14 protein-coding genes are annotated in these 22,360 nt (G+C 45.9%); 6 read left to right on the top strand and 8 right to left on the bottom strand.

The window, feature by feature from the left end; all coding sequences use genetic code 11:
* Positions 1-192: 192 nt before the first annotated feature.
* From ACYQ2E_RS08620 to ACYQ2E_RS08600, 5 genes are all read right to left on the bottom strand, one after another.
* Complete coding sequence (locus tag ACYQ2E_RS08620) at positions 193-1,293, bottom strand: SIS domain-containing protein (protein WP_460017657.1); 1,101 nt, start codon at positions 1,291-1,293, stop codon at positions 193-195.
* Between the two features lie 5 nt (positions 1,294-1,298).
* Positions 1,299-2,066: a Cof-type HAD-IIB family hydrolase gene (locus ACYQ2E_RS08615; RefSeq protein WP_460017656.1), complete on the bottom strand. Its 768-nt coding sequence runs from the start codon at positions 2,064-2,066 to the stop codon at positions 1,299-1,301.
* Positions 2,067-2,132: 66 nt separating this feature from the next.
* Positions 2,133-3,446, bottom strand: coding sequence for a PTS sugar transporter subunit IIC (locus ACYQ2E_RS08610; protein ID WP_460017655.1), 1,314 nt, complete (start codon positions 3,444-3,446; stop codon positions 2,133-2,135).
* The gene (locus ACYQ2E_RS08605) at positions 3,407-5,857 is read right to left on the bottom strand and encodes a glycoside hydrolase family 9 protein (protein ID WP_460017654.1); all 2,451 of its coding nucleotides are present in this window, start codon (positions 5,855-5,857) and stop codon (positions 3,407-3,409) included. Before ACYQ2E_RS08605 ends, ACYQ2E_RS08610 begins: the two co-directional genes overlap by 40 nt.
* A gap of 16 nt (positions 5,858-5,873) precedes the next feature.
* Positions 5,874-6,818, bottom strand: a complete 945-nt coding sequence (locus ACYQ2E_RS08600) for an ROK family protein (protein ID WP_460017653.1) — start codon at positions 6,816-6,818, stop codon at positions 5,874-5,876.
* A gap of 321 nt (positions 6,819-7,139) precedes the next feature.
* Between ACYQ2E_RS08600 and ACYQ2E_RS08595 the strand changes: the two genes are divergently transcribed.
* On the top strand, positions 7,140-8,198 hold the full coding sequence (locus tag ACYQ2E_RS08595) for a LacI family DNA-binding transcriptional regulator (RefSeq protein ID WP_460017652.1): 1,059 nt from the start codon (positions 7,140-7,142) through the stop codon (positions 8,196-8,198).
* Positions 8,199-8,271: 73 nt separating this feature from the next.
* Here ACYQ2E_RS08595 and ACYQ2E_RS08590 read toward each other — a convergent pair whose 3' ends face one another.
* The gene (locus ACYQ2E_RS08590; protein WP_460017651.1) at positions 8,272-12,759 is read right to left on the bottom strand and encodes a PolC-type DNA polymerase III; all 4,488 of its coding nucleotides are present in this window, start codon (positions 12,757-12,759) and stop codon (positions 8,272-8,274) included.
* A gap of 124 nt (positions 12,760-12,883) precedes the next feature.
* On the opposite strand from ACYQ2E_RS08590, the gene ACYQ2E_RS08585 reads away from it, so the two are divergent.
* Entirely contained in the window at positions 12,884-13,453 is a 570-nt protein-coding gene (locus ACYQ2E_RS08585) for a hypothetical protein (protein ID WP_460017650.1), read from the top strand.
* A 124-nt stretch (positions 13,454-13,577) separates the two neighbouring features.
* Here the strand turns inward: ACYQ2E_RS08585 and tgt are convergent, their stop codons facing one another.
* Both tgt and ACYQ2E_RS08575 read right to left on the bottom strand, forming a co-directional pair.
* Positions 13,578-14,726, bottom strand: a complete 1,149-nt coding sequence (gene tgt, locus ACYQ2E_RS08580) for a tRNA guanosine(34) transglycosylase Tgt (protein WP_460017649.1) — start codon at positions 14,724-14,726, stop codon at positions 13,578-13,580.
* A 130-nt stretch (positions 14,727-14,856) separates the two neighbouring features.
* Positions 14,857-16,113, bottom strand: a complete 1,257-nt coding sequence (locus tag ACYQ2E_RS08575; RefSeq protein ID WP_460017648.1) for an MFS transporter — start codon at positions 16,111-16,113, stop codon at positions 14,857-14,859.
* Between the two features lie 313 nt (positions 16,114-16,426).
* Between ACYQ2E_RS08575 and ACYQ2E_RS08570 the strand changes: the two genes are divergently transcribed.
* From ACYQ2E_RS08570 to ACYQ2E_RS08555, 4 genes are all read left to right on the top strand, one after another.
* Entirely contained in the window at positions 16,427-18,253 is a 1,827-nt protein-coding gene (locus ACYQ2E_RS08570; RefSeq protein ID WP_460017647.1) for a PTS mannitol-specific transporter subunit IIBC, read from the top strand.
* Positions 18,254-18,379: 126 nt separating this feature from the next.
* Positions 18,380-20,314: a BglG family transcription antiterminator gene (locus ACYQ2E_RS08565; RefSeq protein ID WP_460017646.1), complete on the top strand. Its 1,935-nt coding sequence runs from the start codon at positions 18,380-18,382 to the stop codon at positions 20,312-20,314.
* A 165-nt stretch (positions 20,315-20,479) separates the two neighbouring features.
* Positions 20,480-20,911 (top strand): PTS sugar transporter subunit IIA, encoded by a 432-nt coding sequence (locus ACYQ2E_RS08560; protein WP_460017645.1) that lies wholly within the window; start codon positions 20,480-20,482, stop codon positions 20,909-20,911.
* A gap of 289 nt (positions 20,912-21,200) precedes the next feature.
* A complete protein-coding gene (locus tag ACYQ2E_RS08555) occupies positions 21,201-22,352 on the top strand; it encodes a mannitol-1-phosphate 5-dehydrogenase (RefSeq protein WP_460017644.1) in 1,152 nt (383 codons plus the stop codon).
* Positions 22,353-22,360: the final 8 nt, after the last annotated feature.

The raw sequence follows: 22,360 nt of genomic DNA, 5'->3' as shown, positions 1-22,360 counted from the left end.
AATCTGCTCTAACAAACAGCTTTTCGTGACTTTTGAACTGAATTGCTCCCACAAGAGGAGAAAGCGACCTGTAAGCGGCTGAAGCCGCTAGGCAAAATCACGAAATCTGAGTTTTTAGAGGTTCCCTCAACTTAAAAGAGGAAAGCGCTGCCTTCCCCTTTTAAGTTTTTTATTTATTTTGGCGTTGACTTTTTAGACATAATCCTGCACAACTGTCTTGCTCTTCACAGCCTGAGAAAAATCTGTATAGATACGATGTCTCAAATCATTGCCTTTGGCTTCTGAAATGTACCAGGCCAGTACTTGAATCGGTGTAATCAAGAGCAATGGGCATTTTTCTTCGTCTTCAATTTGTTTTAGGACAAGTTCTTTCTCATTGTCTGCTTTTTCTTTGACGACAGAAATTAGGAAAATGTCTGATGTTATCTTTTCTTCGTACTTTTTCAAGAGTTCTGCTTTTTCGCGGACATGCGCTTTGGCTGGTGTATCCAGGAAGAACAGCCGGTAGTCTGCTTTCATTTCCAGATATGGGCCGTGCATGAATGCTTCTAGGTCAATTCCGCTTGTGGGAACACGCACTGTTTCTGAAAATTTTGTTTCCATTTCCTTGGCTGTTCCGAAAGCTGAGCCGTAAGCGATGGTCATAAAACGTTTGGCTTCTTGTAAAATTTCCTTGTTTTGTTCAAAAAATTTCTTCGTTTTTTCAATTGTTTGGTCAATATTGAGGATAATGTCTTTAAACTCGTCCAGCTCCTGCTGCTCGGTTTTTTCGTCAATCTGTCCTTTTTTTACACCGAGGCGAAGGCCGAATAGCATCAGGCTTAGAACAGTGGCTGAGAAGCCGACTGTGACATAGCCGACTCTTTCGCGTCCGCTTAATACATCAAGTGTGCTGTCTGCGACTTCTGTAATCTCGCTGTCAGGAATGCTTGTCACGGCAATTTTTACATTGCTTTCGTCTAGTATACGTAGGGCTGCAATGGTTGAGGTGCTTTGTCCGCTTTGTGAAACACCGAGAACTATTTGATTTTCTGCGCGATGTTTGCAGTAATTCAGATAATTATAGGGCTCTTCAATGTCTATTTGTACGCCGGCTTTTGATTCGATGTAGTATTTTGCACTTAGTGCGGCATTGATGCTTGAGCCTGTTGCAAGGACTAGAATTTTCCCGTTTTCCGGAATTTTAATTTTATCTAGGGCTGCGTCAATGTTTCGCGGATATTGCTCGAGTGCTTTAAGCAGCGTTTCTTGTTCCTGGTAGATGTAGCTTAGCATTGTTGGTTTGTTTTCCATAGTTGTTAACCTTCTCGTTTGTTGTTCAATTTGTTTAAAAAGTGACTGATTCCGCTTTTTCTGTTAGATAAAGTCTGATAGCCGGCATGTGCTTTGACTGTGTCGGGCGCATTGTCCATTGCCACGGAGTATTTTGCGCAGTTGAACATTTCAATGTCGTTCACGCCGTCACCAAAGGCGATTGTGTCTTCTTTGCTGATGCCGTATTTTTTCTGCAGTGCCTGAATCGCTGTGGCTTTGCTGATTCCTTTGGGCATCAGCTCAATGTTGTTAATGTTAGATGAGGAAATGGAAACTTTTTCTGAAAGCAACAATTCTTTTCTGATTTCTTCCAAAATTTGATAATCATTTTCAGAAATAATGATGCCGTTGACGATTTTTTCTGCATATTTGCTTAATTCATCCAAATTCGAAATCTTCACAAAACGTTTTTCCTTTTCGGAAATAAGCCGAGCCTGGTTTTCTTTAGTGAAATAATCCGGTAAGTCACGGTTATAATAGGTCTCTGACAGTCCAAAGAAAAATACGGAGGCATTTTCTCTTTCTACAAGACGGTAAATCGTCTCTAGGGCAAGCCGCGTGAAATGGGTCTTGAATATTTCTCCTGCGTAATCATAGACGCTGCCGTTTGAGGCGATGATTTGCACGTCAGGATGAAGGCTCTGCGCGACCATTTTCGCGGCCGCATACTTTCTTCCGGTGGCTAAATAGACTTTAGCGCCTTTGTCAATCGTCTGGGCGATTGCAGTCTTGTCGGCGAATGAAATTTTCATGTCTTTGTCCACAAGCGTGCCGTCTATGTCTGTAAAAATTAATTTCTTGTTCAGTGATAGTTCCTCTCATTCCTGTTCTTCGGCTGCTTGTTTCTTGCCGACTTTGTTTGACGCCAGCACAAATGGTGCATAGATGAGAATACCTAAGACAATGTTTACTATTTGGACAATGGAGCCTCGAATGTCGCCTGCTGTTGCCAGGTAACCTCCAATGATTGGCGGGGTGACCCAGGGAATCGAGATGTAGGTCGGTCCCACAAGTCCTAGAGAAGTCGCGAAATAGGCTACTAGGGTTGAAACTAACGGTACGACACAGAAAGGAATGGCATAAACTGGGTTGAATACAATCGGCAGGCCGAACATTATCGGCTCACTGATGTTGAATAAGCTTGGCACACCGCCGATTTTCGCGATGGTTTTTTCGTCTTTGCGCTTAGAAAAGATAAGGAGGGCAATGACGAGGCAGATCATGGTTCCGCCGCCGCCCATGTAGACGTAGACGTCCAGGAAGGGCTGCGTCACAATGTTTGGTGCAGCGTCTCCAGCTTTGATGGCATCGAGGTTCTGCTGCAGGCTGGTCAGAAGAATCGGACCTGAAATCGCGCCGAATACATAGGCGCCATGGATACCGAAAATGAAGACAAAGGTTGCAATGAAGACATAGAACAGGATGCCCGGAAGTGACTGGAAACCGCCTACCAGCGGAGCTTGCAGGAACTTCACAATCAAGTCCGGCACGGACTGGCCGCTTGCTGTTCTGATTGTTTCTTCCACAATTGCAAAGATGGCAACGACCAGAAATGATGGAATCAATTTGTTAAACGAATTAGCAATTGCAGGCGGTACGCTGTCTGGCATTGAAATTTTCAGCTTTTTGCTTTTTGAAAACTTGCAAAGCAGCGTCACGCCGACCAGCGAGGCAATGATGCCTAAGAACATGGTTGACGAACTTGTATAGGTCTGCGTTAAAACAGCCGCCGCCTGAAAACTTTTTCCTTTCATGTCTGTGACGCTGACAACATTAGGAATCATGGTGACAAGACAGGCAACGGCAACAATTCCTTCTAGAGAACCGTCTGAGCCGAATGACTTCGCCAGGCGGTAACCAATCAGAAAAGTGACCATGAGACCTAGAATACCTAAAGTTCCGTTATAGCCCTGCACAGAGAGATTTGAAATAAATTCTCTTCCTGGGATACCTTTTAAAAGTCCGGTATCCGGATTTAACAAAAGGTTGTTGATTAAGAGGAAAACTGCAGCGGTGATTGTAATCGGAATTGTGCTTGCAAATGCATCACGGATTGCAACAATATAGCGATTGGCTGAAATTTTTCCTGCAATTATACTGAGCTGTTCAGAAAATTTTCGTGTTTCTTCCATAAAAACTCCTTTTCGGGTGGTTCTGTTGAACTCCCATTTTTATTTTGTAATAATTTTGATGCCAAAGTAAACCATTTTCCGGCCAGGCCGACCCAAACTTCTTTGTATGTGGCATTGTTGAACTGCGGCCAGTAGGGTGCGTCTTCATTTTCAAAGGTCTGCATTCCAACTGGCATCTCGCCTATCATTTCCCCGGAAGAGGCGGTATACATGTGCGGATAGTTATTTCCCTCGCCAAACATCATGGACTGGGAAAATGGATTTTTTCCCAGCAGCCATTCGATTTGCTGAAAAGCTATTTCCTGAAGTTCTTTGTCTTCTAGAAGTCTTCCGAGTACGGCTGCGCTTTCTCCCATTGACAGGAGAACCGCATTATTACCCCGGAAAGAAAACCAGACTGGGAAACGCTTGATAAAGTAGTGTTCAGCGACCTTGGCCCCCTGAGAGAGCTGCTCCTGGTATGCGCTTTTTGCTTCTTCTCCTGCCAGCAAATGCTGTTTGCGGAATGAAACTTCATCCTGCCACTCATTCTCCTGATAAATGCCGCTGGCAATCATCGGATAGGGTTGAGTAAACTGCATCAGGTATTTTAAATAGGCCCCGTAATTGGCTGCTGCGCTTTTTAACTGCTCTGATAATTTTTCATTTTGGACAATCTTTTGCGCTTCTTCCAAGGCGTAGGCATAAAGATGTTCTCTGGCCTGATGATTGAAATGCTGGAAAATCTGTCTGCTTTCATCTCGATAAAACATCCCCTTCAGCGAAGTGCCGTCAAACAATGAAATTCCTTTTGTTTCCTGACATGCCAGCAGCTCAGCAAGTCTTTTTTCGGCAGTTTCCCGGTAATGCTCTTCGCCTGTCAGCTGGTACATCAGCGAACTTGTCCAAACCATCGTAGCAAGATACAAGCTTTTCGAGGTAGAATAAGTATGTTCCCAGAAAATCGGTTCATGTACAAATGGGGCTTTGTCAAATCCTTTCATTGCATCCTGGTAATCTATTTCCAGAATTGAATCAATTCGTTCATTCCATTCATGCTTCGGCGGCAGGGAAAGACGAATTTTTGCCAGAATGCCTGTGATTAGGAAATTATCATAGGGACTGTTGTGCACACGTGCAGCGGCATCGTCCATCGTGCCAATCTGGTTGTCTGTCCAGCGGCTGACGCCCGCACTAGTGACGCGCCAGCCATTTCCCAGCCGCGTTTTAAATATGAAGTCCAGTCCCCATTCACCCTCTTCCATGAGGCGGGAATACAAAGCGGGCTCTTTTTCTTTTACTGCGTCTGCGAGTTCAAACAACCCCAGCGTGACTTCGGCAGACTGCACCAGCTGCTGAGACAAATCGCCGGCATCATGCCAGCCGCCGTTGAAAATAATCTTTCGTCCCTCAAAATCCGCAAAGACGTCCTGATGACAAGTCCCGTGAATGCTTGGAACCGGGCTGCCGCAGCGCTCACAGAAAATAAAATTAAGAGACTTCCATAATGATTTTTCCAAGAGCTGCTCATAATCGCTTATTTTAAAAGGCTCACTTTTTAAATCTTCAAGCTGGAAAAAATATTCACCTTCCTGATTAAGCCCGGAAAAGTCAGCAACAGCATAATCAGCGATTGTAGACGATACAGGAAGCATTTCTCCCCGATAAACAATTTTCTGACTTTCCAAAGTTTTGACAACAAATGTTTTCCCGCTGTATTGCTTCGCTGCAATCACTGTTTTCGGGTGATTCAGCGGATAACCCGCATGAGAATAGCACAATTCGTTCTGCGAAATCTGCCAGCCTTTTGCACTTGTGGCCTGCTGATTGTTTTCCAGACAAATCTGCTCCACGACAATGTCCCAAAAGCCGGGCAAATTCATGTAAGAGCCGTTGGCATTAAAAGTAACTGTCAGTTTGGTCATGGCATCTCTTGGAAGATTACTTAAGTCTAAAATATATTCTCTGCTTTCATGATTTTTCAGACAGATATTATGATGACCTTCGCGGTTATAGACGTCCGGAATTTTGATTTCTCCATCATTCGTGAAACTCAGTGTAATCGCAGGATTAACGAGATTCTTACAATTTGAGCGAATCACGAGTTTTAATTGATTAAAGCCCTCCCAGTTCTCTTTTGGAAGTGCCATTTCTGCACCAATCATGCCAAAGGAGGTATAATCGCCGTCTTGCGGCCAATCTTGCGGATAAGTTTCAAACCGCGACGGACTTGTTAAATGCAGAAAATGCTGGTCTTTTAGCAGCTTACCTCTACCGATATGCTGCCAATTGCCTTTGATTTTTCGTTTTTTGCTTATTTTTTCTTGAGAATACAGGCGCTTTTCAAAGCTTCTGTTTTCACAGTCTTCATCAATGACCAGCGGTCTGTGAAGATAATTGCTCTCAAGCAATGCTTTTTGGAAATCCTTCATTTTCACCTTCTTAATGTTAAAGATTTAAATTCGCATGAACGGCGCAGCCTTTTAAGGCAATTAAAGCCGGGTCAATTGTTGTTTGCCTGACACCATAACTGACAAATCGCATTGTCTTCGAATACAGTTTTTCTAACACGAGCTGATAAAACAAAGGATTGCTCATCAGACCGCCGCCGACAACGACAGCCTCAGGGTCAGAGACGCGTACAAGATTCATAATAAGTTCCGCAAGACCTTTTGTGGCATGGCCTACAACTGCTGCAGCCAGCACATCTTTCTGCTGAAAAGCTGCCAGAATGGCTTCTCCGCTCACTTTTTCTCCTGGCACAGGCTGCATAGAAGAGTCAGGAAAATTTTCTTTCAGGCGATGAATTTCGTTGCTCATTCCAAAACCGGAGGCAAAGCTTTCAACACAGCCGTAACGTCCGCAGAGGCAGGCCTGGCTGAAATTCATATCTACTACAGTGTGTCCGATTTCTCCGGCGTCAAAATGGCTCCCGCCAATCAGACAGCCGTCTGTAATCGTCCGTCCTGCAATTCCTGTGCCGACATTAAGATAGACAAAATTCTGCGTTTGTTCACCTATTCCCAGATTCATCTCTGCAAGAGCCGCGTTTGTCACGTCATTATTGACAATAACCGGTAAATGAAATTCTTTCTCCAGCTCCTTGGCCAGCTCAATTTTTTCTGCTTTCTCCGGATTGATTTCAAACCAGATGCCGGTTTTCGAGTCAACACGGCCGACAACGTCAAGACTTATTGCCGCTAGCTTTTCCTGAAGTGTCACCTTCTCCAGATAGAAATGAATTGCATTTTTAATTGATTTTACTGCCGCTCTTTGTGAACTGACATCAGACGGAAAAGTCCGGCTGTCCAAAATTTCGCCTTTTCGACTTAACTCTCCAACCAAAATTTTAGTTCCGCCAAGGTCAACACAAAGAAAGGTTCCTTCTCCCATATTTTTTCCTTAATCAAGATTCGCATAAGTACTTGATTCTGTTCTCTTTCAATTTTTTCGGAAATGTTACTAGTAATGTAAATATCGCAAAAGTATCGTAAAACAATTTTTATTCCGGTAACGTTTCCGATAAACACAGTATACGCTTACATTTTTTGGTTGTCAAGCTGAAAAGGCTTTATTTTGACAACTTCCAAATATCTGTCTATAAAAACATGGCAAAATAAGATAAATTCTGGCAACGTTACCGAAACAATTGACTATTTTCAAAAAAAGTTGATAATAGAGTAAATAAAATCATTCTGAAAAGGACACAGCAACATGAAAAAAATAACAATCAAAGATATTGCCCGTATTGCTGGAGTTTCCGTCAGCACTGTATCTAGAGTCTTAAACGGCGACTCTGAAGTCTCTGAAAAAACCAAAAAAAGAGTCGAAAAAATTATTTATGAAAATAATTATCATCCAAGCATGCTGGCCAGAGGAATGGTTTCAAAGAAAACGAAAATGATTGCAATTATCGTTTCTGACATCACGAATCCTTATTTCAACCAGTTCGTTTCCCACATTGACACTGAGCTGATGAGTCGTGGCTATACACTTTCTCTGTTTGATACTCAGACTGCAAACAGATATTCTCACAAAGAGGATATTGACACAGAAATAAATATTTTTCGTCAGATTCAGGAAAATAATTTTGAAGCTGTTCTGCTGCTGGGCGGCTTGATTGACTATTCTGATGTTGACCCGGTTTATCAGGCAGCTCTTCATACTTTGTCCAAACAGGTTCCGGTTATTGTGGTGGGGCGCGATAGGATTGAATCTTTGCCTCAACCTCAAGCTCAGAACATCTTTTTTGTAGCCCGTGACCAAAAACTGCCGACACAGCTGCTTGTCTCGTATTTGATTCAGAAAAACTATAAGCAATTAGCCTTTGTAGGCGGTTCTCCAGGTGTCTGGATTACCCAGGACAGAACAAAGACATTTCGTCAAGTTTTGTCCGCCCATCATCTGACAATTGATAAAAAGCGTATCATCAATAACGATTTCTATGCCAACAGCGGTTATGAAGCGGTGACGCGACTTATAAACGAAAATGTAAAATTCGATGCTATTGTCGCAATTAATGACCGTGTGGCTCAAGGCGCTTTACGCGCGCTTAAAGACTTTTTAGGGCACACCGTATCAAAAGGCGTTGCAAGTTGTGAATATTTTTCAGAAAACATTTTCAACATTCCCCGCATTACCTCCGTCGACCATAATGTTTATGAGCTGAGCCAGAGAACGGTGAATTTATTAATCAGTATCCTCCAGCAGGACAGTGAAAATGAAGCTGTCGAAAAGTCTGTTCCTAAGCTGATTATCGGCGAATCCTGTTAAATGCCGGAAATTCGACAAAAAAATAAGAAATTCAGTCAAACTTTGAATTTCTTATTTTTTATGGGCTAAACATTTAAAGCATCGCAAACAAATCCAGCTGGTTATCCTCCGGCAAATCGCCCAGAGTTCCCAGTGCATCCAGCGCTTCAATGTTGGTCTGTGTCAGTTTGGTCTTCTGCTTCAAATCATTTTTGCTCAGGAATTTAGTTTCTTTACGCGCTTCAACCACTGACTCTGCAGCAGCCTCACCCAGTGCGTCCATGACAACAAAAGGCGGAATCAGCGTGTCGCCTTCAATGACGAAGTCTTTGGCCTGGCTCTCGTAGAGGTCGATTTTTCCGAAATTGAAGCCTCGCTCACGCATTTCGTTACAGATTTCAAGGGCGGGCAGGAGGTCTTTTTCCAGGTTTGTCGCAGGGTTTTCACGGTCGTTGCCGCGTCGGCGGATGTCTTTGATTCTTTCTTTTATGATGTTGAGCGGGCCGGACATTAATGCAAGGTCAAAACCTTTGGCGCGGATTGAGAACCAGGCGGCGTAATAGTACATGGGCTCGTGCACTTTGAACCAGGCCACGCGCAGCGCCATCATGATGTAGGCGGTCGCATGGGCTTTCGGGAACATGTATTTGATTTTCGAGCAGGACTCAATGTACCAGTTCGGTACGCCGTGGGCTTGCATTTCTGACACGTAGCCTTCGCGCTCTTCGTCGGGAAGCTTCATCCACATACCTTTACGGACTTTTTCCATAATCTGGAAGCTCATGCCTTCGTCTAGGCCTTTGTGAATCAGGTAGGTCATGATGTCGTCACGGCAGCCGATTACAGTCGAAAGTGTGGCAACGCCGGATTTAATCAAGTCCTGCGCATTGCCTTTCCAGACGTCGGTTCCGTGCGACAGGCCGGAAATCTGCAGCAGGTCGGCAAAGGTTTTCGGCTTGGCTTCGGCAATCATGTTCATCGAGGTGAAAGTTCCCATTTCGGGAATGCCGAAGGTTCCAAGGTCGGCCATGGCTTGCTCTTTGGTTAGTCCAAGCGGCTCCGGACCGGTGAAGAGTCCCAGGACTTCTTTGTCGTCAAATGGAATGGTCATCGGGTCCATGCCAGACAGGTTCTGCAGCATTCGTATCATCGTGGGGTCATCGTGCCCGAGAATATCAAGTTTCAGGATATTGTCGTGAATGGCGTGGAAATCAAAGTGGGTCGTCTTCCAAGTGGCATTGACATCGTCAGCTGGGAATTGAATCGGCGTGAAGTCGTAAACGTCCATGTAGCTTGGGATAACGATGATACCGCCGGCGTGCTGACCGGTTGTGCGTTTGACGCCGGTAATGCCTGTGGCCAAGCGTTCAAGTTCTGCACCTCTGAATTGCTGCAGCGTGTAATCGCGCTCGTAGCCTTTAACGAATCCAAAGGCGGTTTTATCTGCGACAGTGCCGATTGTGCCGGCACGAAAGGCATAATCTTCGCCGAAAATATCACGGACGTCCAGGTGGGCAAAGGGCTGGTCAACTCCTGAGAAGTTAAGGTCAATATCGGGGACTTTGTCGCCTTTGAAGCCGAGGAAGGTCTCAAACGGGATGTCCTGGCCGTTTTTGACCAGTTTTTCTCCGCATTCCGGACATATTTTATCCGGCATGTCAAAACCGGAGCCGTAGGTGCCGTCTGTGAAGACTTCAAAGTGGCGGCATTCTTTGTTCGGGCAGATGTAATGCGGTGCTAGAGGGTTTACTTCAGTTATGCCAATCATGGTTGCAACGAGTGAAGATCCGACAGAGCCTCGACTTCCTACTAGATAACCACGCGCATTCGAGCGGTGAACCAATTCCTGCGCGATAATGTAAATCACGGAGAAGCCGTTTCCCACGATAGAGCGGAGCTCTTTTTCCAAACGCTCATCAACGATGTCGGGCAATGGGTCACCGTAGATTTCATGCGCTTTTTCGTATGCCAGGCGGATGATGCGCTCCTCGGAGCCTTCGCCGCCTTCAAAGGTCATGACTGGCGTGTAGAGGTCGTCGCGGACGGGGGTTAAGACCTCGAATTTTTCGGACAAAGCTTGTGTGTTTGTAACGACAATTTGCTTGGCCAAATCCTCACCGAGGAAAGCGAAGTCTTTCAGCATTTCGTCGGTTGTGCGCAGATGCGCCTTGGGCAGCGGCAGGGGCTTGGCGTCTTCACCGTGGCCTTGCGTCCAGTTGATTTCAGCGCCTACCAGCGAGCGGACAATGATTTCCCGGTAGATTTCGTCTTCCGGCGCTAGGTAATGAACGTCGCCACTTGCAATTGCGGGAATGTTCAGTTCATCAGCGACCTGAATGAGTTCGTTAATCGTCTCTTCGACTTCTTTTCTGTTTTTGAATGAACCGCCGGCCAGCAGTGGCTCATAGAGCGCAGGCGGCATGACTTCAATGAAATCGTAAAACTCGGCAATCTCGAGCGTTTCCCGGTGCGTCTTGTTCATGGCTGCATCAAAGACCTCGCCAGTTGAGCAGGCAGAGCCGACAAGTATATCCTGACGATTGGCCTGCAGAACAGAGCGCGGGATACGCGGGACATCAGCAAAATAATTGATATTGGAATAGCTGATAAGTTTGAAAAGATTTTTCAGTCCTAGCTGTGTCTGCGCATACAGCGTCATGTGCTTTGGACGGACTTTTTTGTAGGAATCTGCCGCGACCAGCTCGGCATTGAGCTGCAGCAGATTCGTGATTTCAGGGTGATAAAGACGAAGTTCTTCTAGAAAGGCGTAGTAGAGGCGTCCCGTGGCTTCAGCATCCGAATCCGCCCGGTGATGGGCATCTCCTAGATTAATGCCGAATTTCTTTGTGAGCTGTCCCAGACCGTAGCGTTTTAAGTCAGGCAGGAGATTGCGCGCAAATTCAAGCGTGTCGATAACCGGCTGGGTAATGCGCGGCAGACCGTTTTTCTCGTAGTTGAGATTCATGAAACCATAGTCAAAAGTCGCGTTGTGGGCTACCAGGATGGAATTGCCGCAGAATGCCTGAAATTCTTCCAGCACCTGCTTCAGCGGCTTTGCGCCGGACACGTCGTCATCTGTAATACGAGTCAATTGTGTCGTGAAAGTACTCAGCGGATAACCCGGGTCAATGAATTCATCAAAGTAAGCAATTGGATTGCCTTTGTGCATCTTTGTGGCCGCGATTTGAATCAGGTCATTGTGAACGGCTGAAAGTCCTGTGGTTTCAACGTCAAAGATGACATAAATCTCTTCAAAGAGGTCACGGTCTTCTTCGTTGAACACAATCGGAATTTTGTCTTCAACCAGATTGGCTTCAACGCCGTAAATAATTTTTACGCCGGTCTTTTTACCGGCCTTGTGAGCTTCAGGATACGACTGCGCATTGCCGTGGTCAGTGATTGCAATGGCTTTGTGTCCCCATTTTGCGGCCTGTTCGACCAGCTGAGCGGCGGTGACGGTGGCGTCCATGGCGGACATATTGGTGTGGGTATGAAATTCGACGCGCTTTTCATTTTCTGCTGCCAGGTCTTTACGCACATTCTTGGGGGCGATTTCTTGCAGCGACTGGATTTGCAGGACCATTTCGCGCTTGAAATTGTCCATTTCCAGATTGCCTTTGATGCGTACCCAGAGGCCTTTTTTCTGGGCATCTACGATATTGTCAAAGACTTCTGAGTCGCCGGCGCGCGCCCATTTCTGGGCAATAAAACTCGTCGTGTAGTCGGAGAAATAAAGCTCCAGCATCTGCGAAACCTTTTTCGTGGTGCGGTTTGTAAACTCTTTTTTCTCGACTTTAAAGACATAGCCTTCAAAAATAATGCCGCGCTCCGGATTCTCCGCGTGAATCATCGGTGTGGTCTTCTCCGAAGCCTTAATTTCACGGCCTAGAGACAGTCCTGAGTCCTTGGTCACACCTCTTGCGGCAGCTTTAGCTGCGGCTTTTTTGACAGCAGGCTCCGCCTTGAAGCTGGAATCCGGATTTTCGCCCGGCTCCGATGCTACCAGCGAAGCCAGCGCCGCATCCGATAACTGCTTCTCAACCGCTTCCTCGTGGGCCGCAATGACCTTTTCTGTCTGCGCTTCATCCACTTCGGCCCTAATCTCGATATCCTTAAACCCAAAATCCTGGAAAAGCGCATTGATAATGGGAAGATGTTCCCCCGCCAAACGGTCAATCTGCGGCAGATTCGTCACAAGCAGCTTGACGGACTTATCGTCAGCCTGTATGAGTTTAAATTTTTTGAAAATATTAGTAAATGATGGGCTCGCGCACTCCGGATACCCGAAAATCAGCTGATAGTAGGCATTCAGCTCCTCAGTGTCATAATGGGCATTGTCAGAGCGTGCAATCACAGTCAACCGAGTTTCGGCAATATCCTTGAAAGCCGCCGCCGTCAAGTCTGACAAGAGCTTGAAATCCGCCGCCGGCAAAATTTGCTCAAAAGCCAGAAAAAAATGCCAGAGCCGAGATTCCGTATGCACCTCAACCTTGTCAATTTCCGCATTTACAAAAGCCGGCGAATCCAGTACTTCCGCAGGAAGATGGATTTGCTCGGCCAATTTATCGAAAAGATTCTCCATTGTTTTATTATACTACATTGAAATGATTTTGCTGTGCTAATTTTTTCCTTTTTGCCGGTAAGAGGTCCTCAAGTTCAAGCTGAAAAATTGAATTTTTTGGACAGTTGTGTTTCAATAGTACAATATGGAGCAATTAAAATCTTTCTTTCGCACGCTGCCGCACATTATTTTAGGAATTGCGCTCGGTGTTATTCTCTATCTGTCCGCGACGCAGCTGGTCAATCTCCTGCTCGCGCATGGAAGTCTGCCGGAGAAATCGTTCATTTTCAAGTATCTTTCTATCTCTGCCTATTTTTACAACAATTTCATCCAGAACTTTGTCATCTGCTATATCGTCTGCCTGATTTATTATACAGCTTTTTGGATTTTCAAATACTTAGATTTTCGATTTGCAAAAGCGCCTATATTTAAAACGCTCAACTGGAATACCCGGCAATTTTTCCTCAACCTTATCGTCCCTGCTTTGATACTCACGATTATGTTCAGTATCCACGAGGAAGATTCTGTCAAGTTTATTTTTCCGGTCACGCTGCTGCTCGCGATTAACAATACGCGCCTGCTTTTTCGTACTAGTTCGCTCAAAAAAGAGACTTCTGTCCAAAAAGTCTCTGCCAAGAGTTCTGCACTGCGGCGGCGTAAAAGATCATCTCAGTTGATACGAAGAAAAGCGGGGAATCGAAATCGGGTGCGGTAAATGCTGTTTATCCAATAATTGAACATGCATTGATATTGTTTGCTTTGAGCAGTCATCAAAAGGCACTGTAACGTTGATGTACAGTGCCTTTTGCGTGTTTTCCGAAGCCTTGTTTCACAATATTTTAAAAATCTTTAGCATTCGGTAAATTATAACCATATTTTTCACAGAAATCCTCTCGGAATTCCAGCAGATTATCATCCATAATCGCCTGACGCACACGCGCCATCAGGTTCACCAGGAAATAAAGGTTGTGATAAGTGCAAAGACGCAGGCCGAAAGTCTCATCTGCTTTGATTAGATGGTGCAGGTAAGCTCTCGTGTAATTCTGGCAAGTATAGCAGCCGCATTCCGGGTCAAGCGCTGTAAAATCGTGCGCATATTTGGCGTTGCGGATGTTACAGCGGCCAAAGCTGGTCATGAGTGTGCCGTTGCGCGCAATGCGGGTCGGCAGCACACAGTCAAACATATCCACGCCGCGGATGACGCCGTCAATCAGACTGTCCGGCGAGCCCACGCCCATCAAATAACGCGGTTTATTTTCAGGCAGCAAATCCGTCACATAGTCAAGCACAGCATTCATCTCGGCATGCGTCTCGCCCACGGCCAGTCCGCCGATTGAATAGCCGGAGAAGTCCATGCTGGTCAGGTCGCGCGCCGATTGTTCCCGCAGCTCACGATAGCCGGCGCCTTGTACAATTCCGAAGAGTCCCTGGTCATGCCAGCGTTTGTGAGCTTCTAAGCCGCGTTCTGCCCAGCGCGATGTCCGCTCCACAGAAGCCTTGACATAGTCAAAAGGCTGGAAGAACTGCGGGCACTCGTCAAACGACATCATGATGTCGCTGCCCAGATTGTTCTGGATGGCAATGGCCTTTTCAGGCGAAAGGAAAAGCGGTGCGCCATTCAAATGGTTCTTGAATTTGACGCCCTCTTCCGTAATATTCTTCTTATTCTCGACCAGCGAATAAACCTGAAAACCGCCGGAGTCAGTGAGAATCGGCTGGTCCCAGTTCATGAATTTATGCAGACCGCCGGCCTCGGCAATCAGCTCGTCACCTGGCCGAATCCAGAGGTGGTAAGTATTTGCCAGGATAATCTCGCTGCCGATGGTCTTTAATTCTTCCGGTGACATGGTTTTGACCGTGGCTTGAGTACCCACCGGCATAAACATGGGCGTCGGCCAAGTCCCGTGCGGTGTGATGATTTCGCCCAGCCGCGCGCCTGTGTGTTTCTCTTTTTTTATTAATCTGTATTTTATCGCGTGTTCAGTCATGTTTATATAGTATAGCAAAATTTTGCTCAAATTTGGCCGGAAATTCTTTGATTTAAGCCAGATTTAGGTTCTGAAAAACGACATGAAAAAAATCCGCGAAAGCACGGACTCCATCATTATTCGGACGAACTTACAAACCTTCGGATGCCTCTTCTTCTATCAGATCCTCCTCCAGCTCGTCTTCAATCTTCTCGTTCAATTCCTCAAATTCAACTGAAGGTTTAGGCGCTTTGCGTCCGTGTATAAGGTAATAAAGCAGAGCTACAAATAGTAAGAACACTGCGGATAAGAAGTACAGGTTTCGGTATCCTAGCGTAGGTTGGACTGCTCCCAGCAAGAATGGGCCGACACCGACGCCTAAATCAAACAGCCCATAAATCGAGGACGTAGCAATGCCGATTCTCTCAGGGCTTGCATGGCGGATGGCTATGGCTTGTCCAAATGGCAGAAATGAACCATAACCCAAGCCCACAAAGGCCGCGGCGGCAAGCAGGACAAAGCTGTTTGCTGCAAGACCTGTCATAGCAAGGCCTAACGAGAAGAACAGGAAAGTTGGTATCAGCACGAAATTGTCGCCTTTTTCATCGAACAATCGGCCGGAAAATGGGCGCGAACCCAGTATAAATAAGGCATAAACCAGATAGAATAAGCTGCCCGCTGTTACCAGCCCGATTGAAGCGCTGTAACTTGCCAGGAAGCTCAGGATGCCCGCATAGCCGACACCAATCAGGAAGCCGATAAATGAAATCGGCATGGCTGTTTTTTCAAAGAAACTTGACAGCTTGAAGGGCAGTTTTCCCTCTGTAGAAGGCTTGGCATATTTCTCAGGAACTTTCAGGAAGAAAACGCCGATTAGGGCAATCAGTATAAAGGCTGTCGCGATGATGCGCAGCGCATTGTAGTTCATTGCGTGATAAACCGTGATGGACAGGAAAGGTCCGAAAGCTGAGGCTATGGTGATGGACAGAGCAAAATAGCCGATTCCCACACCGCGCCGTGCAATGGGCACAATCAAGCCGGCCAGAGTTGAGGCCGTAGTTGCCGCAACGCCGAAGCCGATGCCGTGGAAAAAGCGCACCACCATCAATATCGGCAGACTAGGGGCAGCAAAGTAAAGCAAAGTCGTTATCAGGTAAAAAATTGCGCCGAAGAAAAGCAGACGCTTCACGCCGATGCGCATCACCGAATAGCCGGCAAACAAACGTCCAGCGAAACCGCCGACAACAAAAATGCCTGACAAAATTCCGGCAATACTGGCCGAAGCATGAAACTGCGTCGAAGCCACCGTCGCCATAATCACTGTCAGCAAATAGAAAACGAGGTAAAAAAGTAAATTAATAATAAGTGTGAGCGTAAATGTGCCCGTCCAAATTTTATCTTTCTGCATAAATTAAATCATCATCGGCATTTCTTCAAAAAATGCCATCCTTTCTTAAAATTGTTTAGCTGCAGAAAATCTGTGGACTGTTCTTGTGCTTGAGAGTTCTATAATACATACTCTTAGTATAGCACTTTTTGCGGGGACTGGCACTGTCTTTACAGAAAAAATGTAAAGATAATGAAAATTGTACAGTTTTTTTCAATTTTAAAACGGTTTCACCGTAAAATCATGGCACATGACTCTGTGACAATTTTTCTATTTACTTTAACTTTTAAACGGTTACAATTAAAGTATAAAAGAAATAAAGGAGGCTTTAAATATGGCTGAAAAAACAAGTGCGAAAGTAAAAGTTCAGCGTTTCGGAACGTTTTTGTCAATGATGATTATGCCGAATATCCCGGCTTTGATTGCCTGGGGATTCATTACATCTTTGTTCTTGACACCCGGAGGCTGGATTGTCTCGCTTTGGCCAAATACAATAGGTTTTACAAAGGAAATGGCCAACATGGTCGGCCCAATGCTGGGCTACATGATTCCGCTGCTGATTGCTTACACAGGCGGTAAAAATGTCTACGGCAGCGACCGCGGCGGTGTAGTCGGCGCAATCGGCGCCATGGGCTGTTTCATTGCGGCTCAAGTCGGCCCTGGTATCCCAATGATTCTCGGCGCAATGGTAGTTGGTCCGCTCGGCGGCTGGCTGCAGAAGAAATTTGATAACTGGGTACAACCACATATCAAGACAGGTCTTGAAATGCTGGTGAATAACTTCTCAGCTGGTTTCATGGGACTTTTCCTGGCTATTATTTCCTACAAGATTGTTGAACCATTTGTCACATTCTTCACTAATATTGCCCACGACGGCGTTGAGGTGCTGATTAATGCACACTTGATTCCTCTGGCAAACCTGTTCATTGAACCTGCCAAGATTCTTTTCCTGAACAATGCCATTAACCACGGTATCTTAACACCGCTGGGACTTGACCAGGCCAAAGAAGCCGGCAAATCAATTCTCTTCCTGCTGGAAGCTAATCCTGGTCCTGGTCTTGGTATTCTGCTGGCCTTCTGGCTCTTCGGCAAAGGCACGGCAAAATCTACTGCGCCTGGTGCCATCATCATCCAGTTCATCGGCGGTATTCACGAAATTTACTTTCCTTATGTAATGATGAAACCTGCACTCTTCCTGGCTGTTATGGCCGGCGGTGTCTGCGGTACATTCACAAATAACATTTTAGACACTGGACTCGTTGCGCCTGCTGCGCCTGGTTCAATCATCGCAATCTTTGCACAGGGCTCGTCTCCAGCGGCCGGCGGCTTAATGAACTTTGTGAAAATCTTCATCGCCGTCGCAGTGGCTGCAGCCGTTTCATTCATCGTTGCAGCATTCATCTTGAAGCACGACAAATCAATGGTCGACGATTCTGCCTTTGCGGAAGCTCAGGCCGGCGTTGAAGCCGACAAGGCTGTTTCTAAAGGACAAGCCGTGGCTGCTGCAGTTGCAGGCAATTTCTCAGATGTTAAGCACATCATCTTTGCATGTGATGCAGGTATGGGAAGCTCCGCAATGGGCGCGTCCATCCTGCGTAACAAGGTCAAAGAGGCTGGTCTTTCCGGACAAATTGATGTCAAAAACGTTGCCATCGCCAACCTGAAAGCAGGCGGTGATACTATTGTCGTCACTCAGGAAGAATTGGCTGACCGTGCGGCCGCAATGGCGCCGGAAGCGATTCGATTCGCAGTGGACAACTTCCTCAGCTCACCAAAATACGATGAAATCATGTCAGATTTAAAAGGCAGCGGAACAACTGCTTCTCCTGCCGCTCACAACACAGATTCAGGCGATTCCGCGATTGATTTGAACCAGATTGACCAGGTTGTATTTGCACACGACGCAGAGCACATGGGCTCTGCCACAATGGGCGTAGAGACATTAAAGGCAATTTTCCAGAATCATCATGTCAGCATCCCTGTTTCTGAAGTTGAATTCCCAGGCCTCGGCAGTTTCAATTCTCCGAACATCATGGTCGTCACGACAAAAGACTTCACTGACCGGGCGAAACAAGCTGCACCTGGCGCTCAGCACCTTTCTGTGGACAGCTTAATTACGACTGCTGAATACGACAAGATGGTCGCCCGCATGGACAAATAAATCATCAGCTTCTACTACTGAACTTTCCGTCTCATCCCGGGAAGTTTAGTATTTATAACAAGAAATTTTTAACAAGAAAATGATAAAATAAAAGAAAAATTATCTTGTATAACGAAGGAGGCTACTATGCTGGTAACCAGTCGCGAACAGAAGATAATTCAAGCTTTTATCAAAAAAGGTACTTTGACTGTTGCTGAGATGCTTGACATCACAGGAACCAGTCGGCGGACACTTTACCGTGACTTAGAAAAACTGCAGAACTCGCTGCCGCAGTCAGTCGACTTGAGAACCTCCGACGAAGGTTATTATCTGACCGGAGATTTGTCAAATCTGACCACGCACGAATTGGTTGAATTCACTGCCACAGAGCGGCTCTACGGCGAATTGATGCTGTTAATTCAGGGCAAGGCTTCTATCAGCAGTTTGACTGAGACTTTTGGTATCAGCCAGCCGACCGCCACCAATGACCTGCGTCTCATTGACCAGGCCCTGCAGGAAAATAATTTGACCCTGCGGCATGAAGGCGGTTTGAAAATTCTGGGTGACGAGGAAAAGATTCGCTCAATACTAGTAGCAGGCATTTTCAGCTCTTGCAGCATCACAGACGCACTCAGCGGCCAATTTTCAGAAAACATGATTCTCTCGTTCCTGGATTTGGCTCCCTTCAACGCGGCAAAATCGGTTTTTGATAAAAATGAATTACCTGGAATCGTGGATAAAACACGTGTCCTGATGCAGTTTTTCCTGACAGCCAGTCTGCTGCGCCTGTCAGAGGAACATTTCATCAAGTCCAACAATGTGCACAGACCTAGCAAAAATGCGCTGGCCTATGTCAAAAAACTCATCACCGGACTGGAAAATTTTACTTTTACAATCGCCGAAATCACTTATCTGGCGTCAATCTACGATGTTTTGTACTTTGGCTTCGGACGCGATGTGCTCTTTATTGAAAAATTCGATGCTGACTTTTCTTACAAAATCCGCGAATTGATTGATGATGTTTCAGAAGCGCTGGAACTCGAATTCAGCAAGGACGATAAGCTTTACGGCCTGCTTTATGCCCATCTGAAAGAGACGGATATTCTGCCGGAGCTTTTCTCCAATAAGCAGAATGACTTCGTCAAAAAAATTGAAAAGGACAATGAAAAAGTTTTCAATGTGGTCAAAAAGATTTTACCAGATGTTTTTGAAAAGAAATTTTCAAACATGGAAGTCGCTTTCGTCACTTTGCATTTCGTTGCCACACTGGAGCGCAGTGATGCTGTTCTGCCGCTGAATGCCGCTCTGGTCACAAGCCGCGGCCGGATTTCCTGTGAATTTTTAATCAGCAGTTTACGTAAGAATTTTCCTTTTTTGAGGCGGATTGATATTATCCAAACCTCTGCCAAATTCGACAAATCCCTCTACGACGCGATTTTCACAACGGAAAAAGAGCTGGATGACTACATTTACATTGAGCGTTCGCTGGAGCCTAAGCACCTTGACAGCATTCGTCATCAGCTGCGCGAGATTCAGCGCCACACAAAAAAAGTCAAATCTGACGATAGCGTCCAGAACTTTATCAATCTCAATCAGCTTTTCAATATCGGAAATGATATTCAGACAAACTTTACAATCGAAAAGATTGATAATTTACCAAACTTGACAGATGTTGTCAACCAAGTTGTCAAGAGTGTAAACCTGGTTCAAAGCAAGAAAATTGCAGAGCTTCTGCTGATACGCTTTGAAGAAACACACCTTGCCATTCCGGAAACACAAATCGCGCTGCTGCATGCCGTGCACACTTCAATCAAAAAACCGCTCTTCAAAATTTTTGACCTCAGCACTGAAGTCGAAGTAACCGCAATGAACCGCGAAAAAATAAAAATAAAACGCGTCCTGCTGCTGCTTTCACCACCTGAGATTACTGATTATGCCACTTATCTTTTAGGAAAAATCTCCAGCTCAATTATTGAAAACAAACTCTACACGGCCATTTACGACTCAGGAAATTTTGCCGTCGTCAGTGAGCTCTTGCGGCAGATTATCACTGAATCCATCCGCGAATACGGCAACAAATAAGATGTGAAGCACGCCCGGTTTGAAGCGTAGAAAATTAGGAAATCGCGGTTCTGCCCGTAGGGCAGGTTCCGATTTATCTATTTTCCTAGCTTCAGGCGTGCTGAACTCGATTCGAATTAGAAGAAAGGAAGTTTACAGTTTACTGTAAACCATGTAAACCAAATTATGGAAATTCAAAAAAATCTTATCAAACTCAATCAGAATTTCGCAGACAAAGAAGAAGCCATCACATTCTGCGGCCAGCTTCTTGTTGACGGCGGTTATGTCAAGCCTGACTACATTCCGGCAATGATAAAACGCGACCAGGACCTCTCCGTCTACATGGGAAATTTCATTGCTATTCCTCACGGAACAGATGCGGCCAAAAAAGAAGTGCTGAAAACCGGTATCGTCGTTGTACAGGTTCCGCGCGGCGTTAATTTCGGCACAGAAAACGAGCCGAAAGTTGCCACCGTTCTCTTCGGAATCGCAGGCATCGGCAATGAGCACCTCGACCTGATTCAAAAAATCTCTCTCTTCTGCGCAGACGTTGACAATGTCGTCAAACTGGCAGATGCACAGTCGGTCGACGAAATCGCGTCTTACTTTGCAGATTAACCAACTCTAAAGCTTGTAAAAATTGGCACAAACATCTGTGTCAATTTTTCTATTTACAGCCCTCAAAAAGTGACTTATAATAAAATTACAGTAACTAATAGATAAGATGTGAAACACGCCCGCTTTGAAGCGTAGAAATTTACCCCCAAAGGGGAAAGCGACCTCTATACCGCTAAAGCAGTAAGAGTCTGCTTAGGGAAATTGGGTTCTGCCGCAGGCAGGTTCCAATTTCATCTAATTTCATAGCTTCAGGCGTGTTGAACTCAGTTAAAATTTCAGGAGGTTCTTAATGAAAAAAGCAGTACATTTCGGCGCCGGCAACATCGGGCGCGGTTTTATCGGTGAAATTCTAAGTCAAAACGGTTTTGAAATCACCTTTGTCGACGTCAACGAAGCCATCATCGACGCCCTGAACGCGCGTCACAGCTATACGATAGAGCTGGCGAACGATGCCCATGAAAAGATTGAAATCTCAGGCGTTTCTGGTATCAATAACGGCAAAAATCCTGAGGATGTCATCACAGCAATTGCAGCCGCGGACATCGTCACAACCGCCATCGGCCCTAACATCCTGCCTTTCATCGCAGAATTGATTGCAAAAGGCATCAAAAAACGCCGGGAAGAGGACAATGCCTCTGCGCTCGACGTAATCGCCTGCGAAAACATGATTGGCGGCTCCGACTTCCTCTGGAGCAAGGTTCGTGATTACCTTGAGCCTGCCGATTTGGACTATGCCGAGGCGCATGTCGGCTTCCCGAACGCGGCAGTCGACCGCATTGTGCCTAATCAGAAGCATGACGATGTTCTCTACGTGACAGTTGAACCTTTCCACGAGTGGGTCATCGACGAAAGCCAGCTTAAAAACAAGAGCTTCAAGCTTGACGGCGTGCACTATGCGGCTGACCTCGAGCCCTACATCGAGCGCAAACTCTTTTCCGTCAACACAGGACACGCCACAGTCGCTTACAACGGCGCCTACTACGGCTATAAAACCATTCTAGAGGCTTTAGGGGATGAAAAAATCTTGTCTGCACTGAAGAGCGTACAGGCAGAGACACGCCAGCTTTTGCTGGCTAAGTGGGACTTCACAGAAGATGAGCTCATCAAGTATCACGAGACCATCATTTCACGTTTCGCGAATCCGCAGATTATTGACGACGTCACACGCGTTGCCCGTACCCCTATTCGTAAATTAGGCTATGACGAGCGTTTCATTCGCCCGATTCGTGAACTGAAAGAGCACCGCAAGGGCTACGACGCCCATCTTGATGTCGTCGGAAAGATTTTTGCCTATGACGACCCTGAAGATGCACAGTCTGTCGAATTAAAAAAGAAGCTGGCGTCCGAGGAGCTGCAGCCCGTCATTAAGGAAGTGACCGGTTTGTCAGACGCAGACTTGATTTCTGAGATTGAAGCTGTTGTACAAAAATACGCAAAATGATTTAAAAT

This window comes from Lactovum odontotermitis (assembly GCF_054658595.1).
This window is presented reverse-complemented; position numbering and strand designations above follow the sequence as displayed.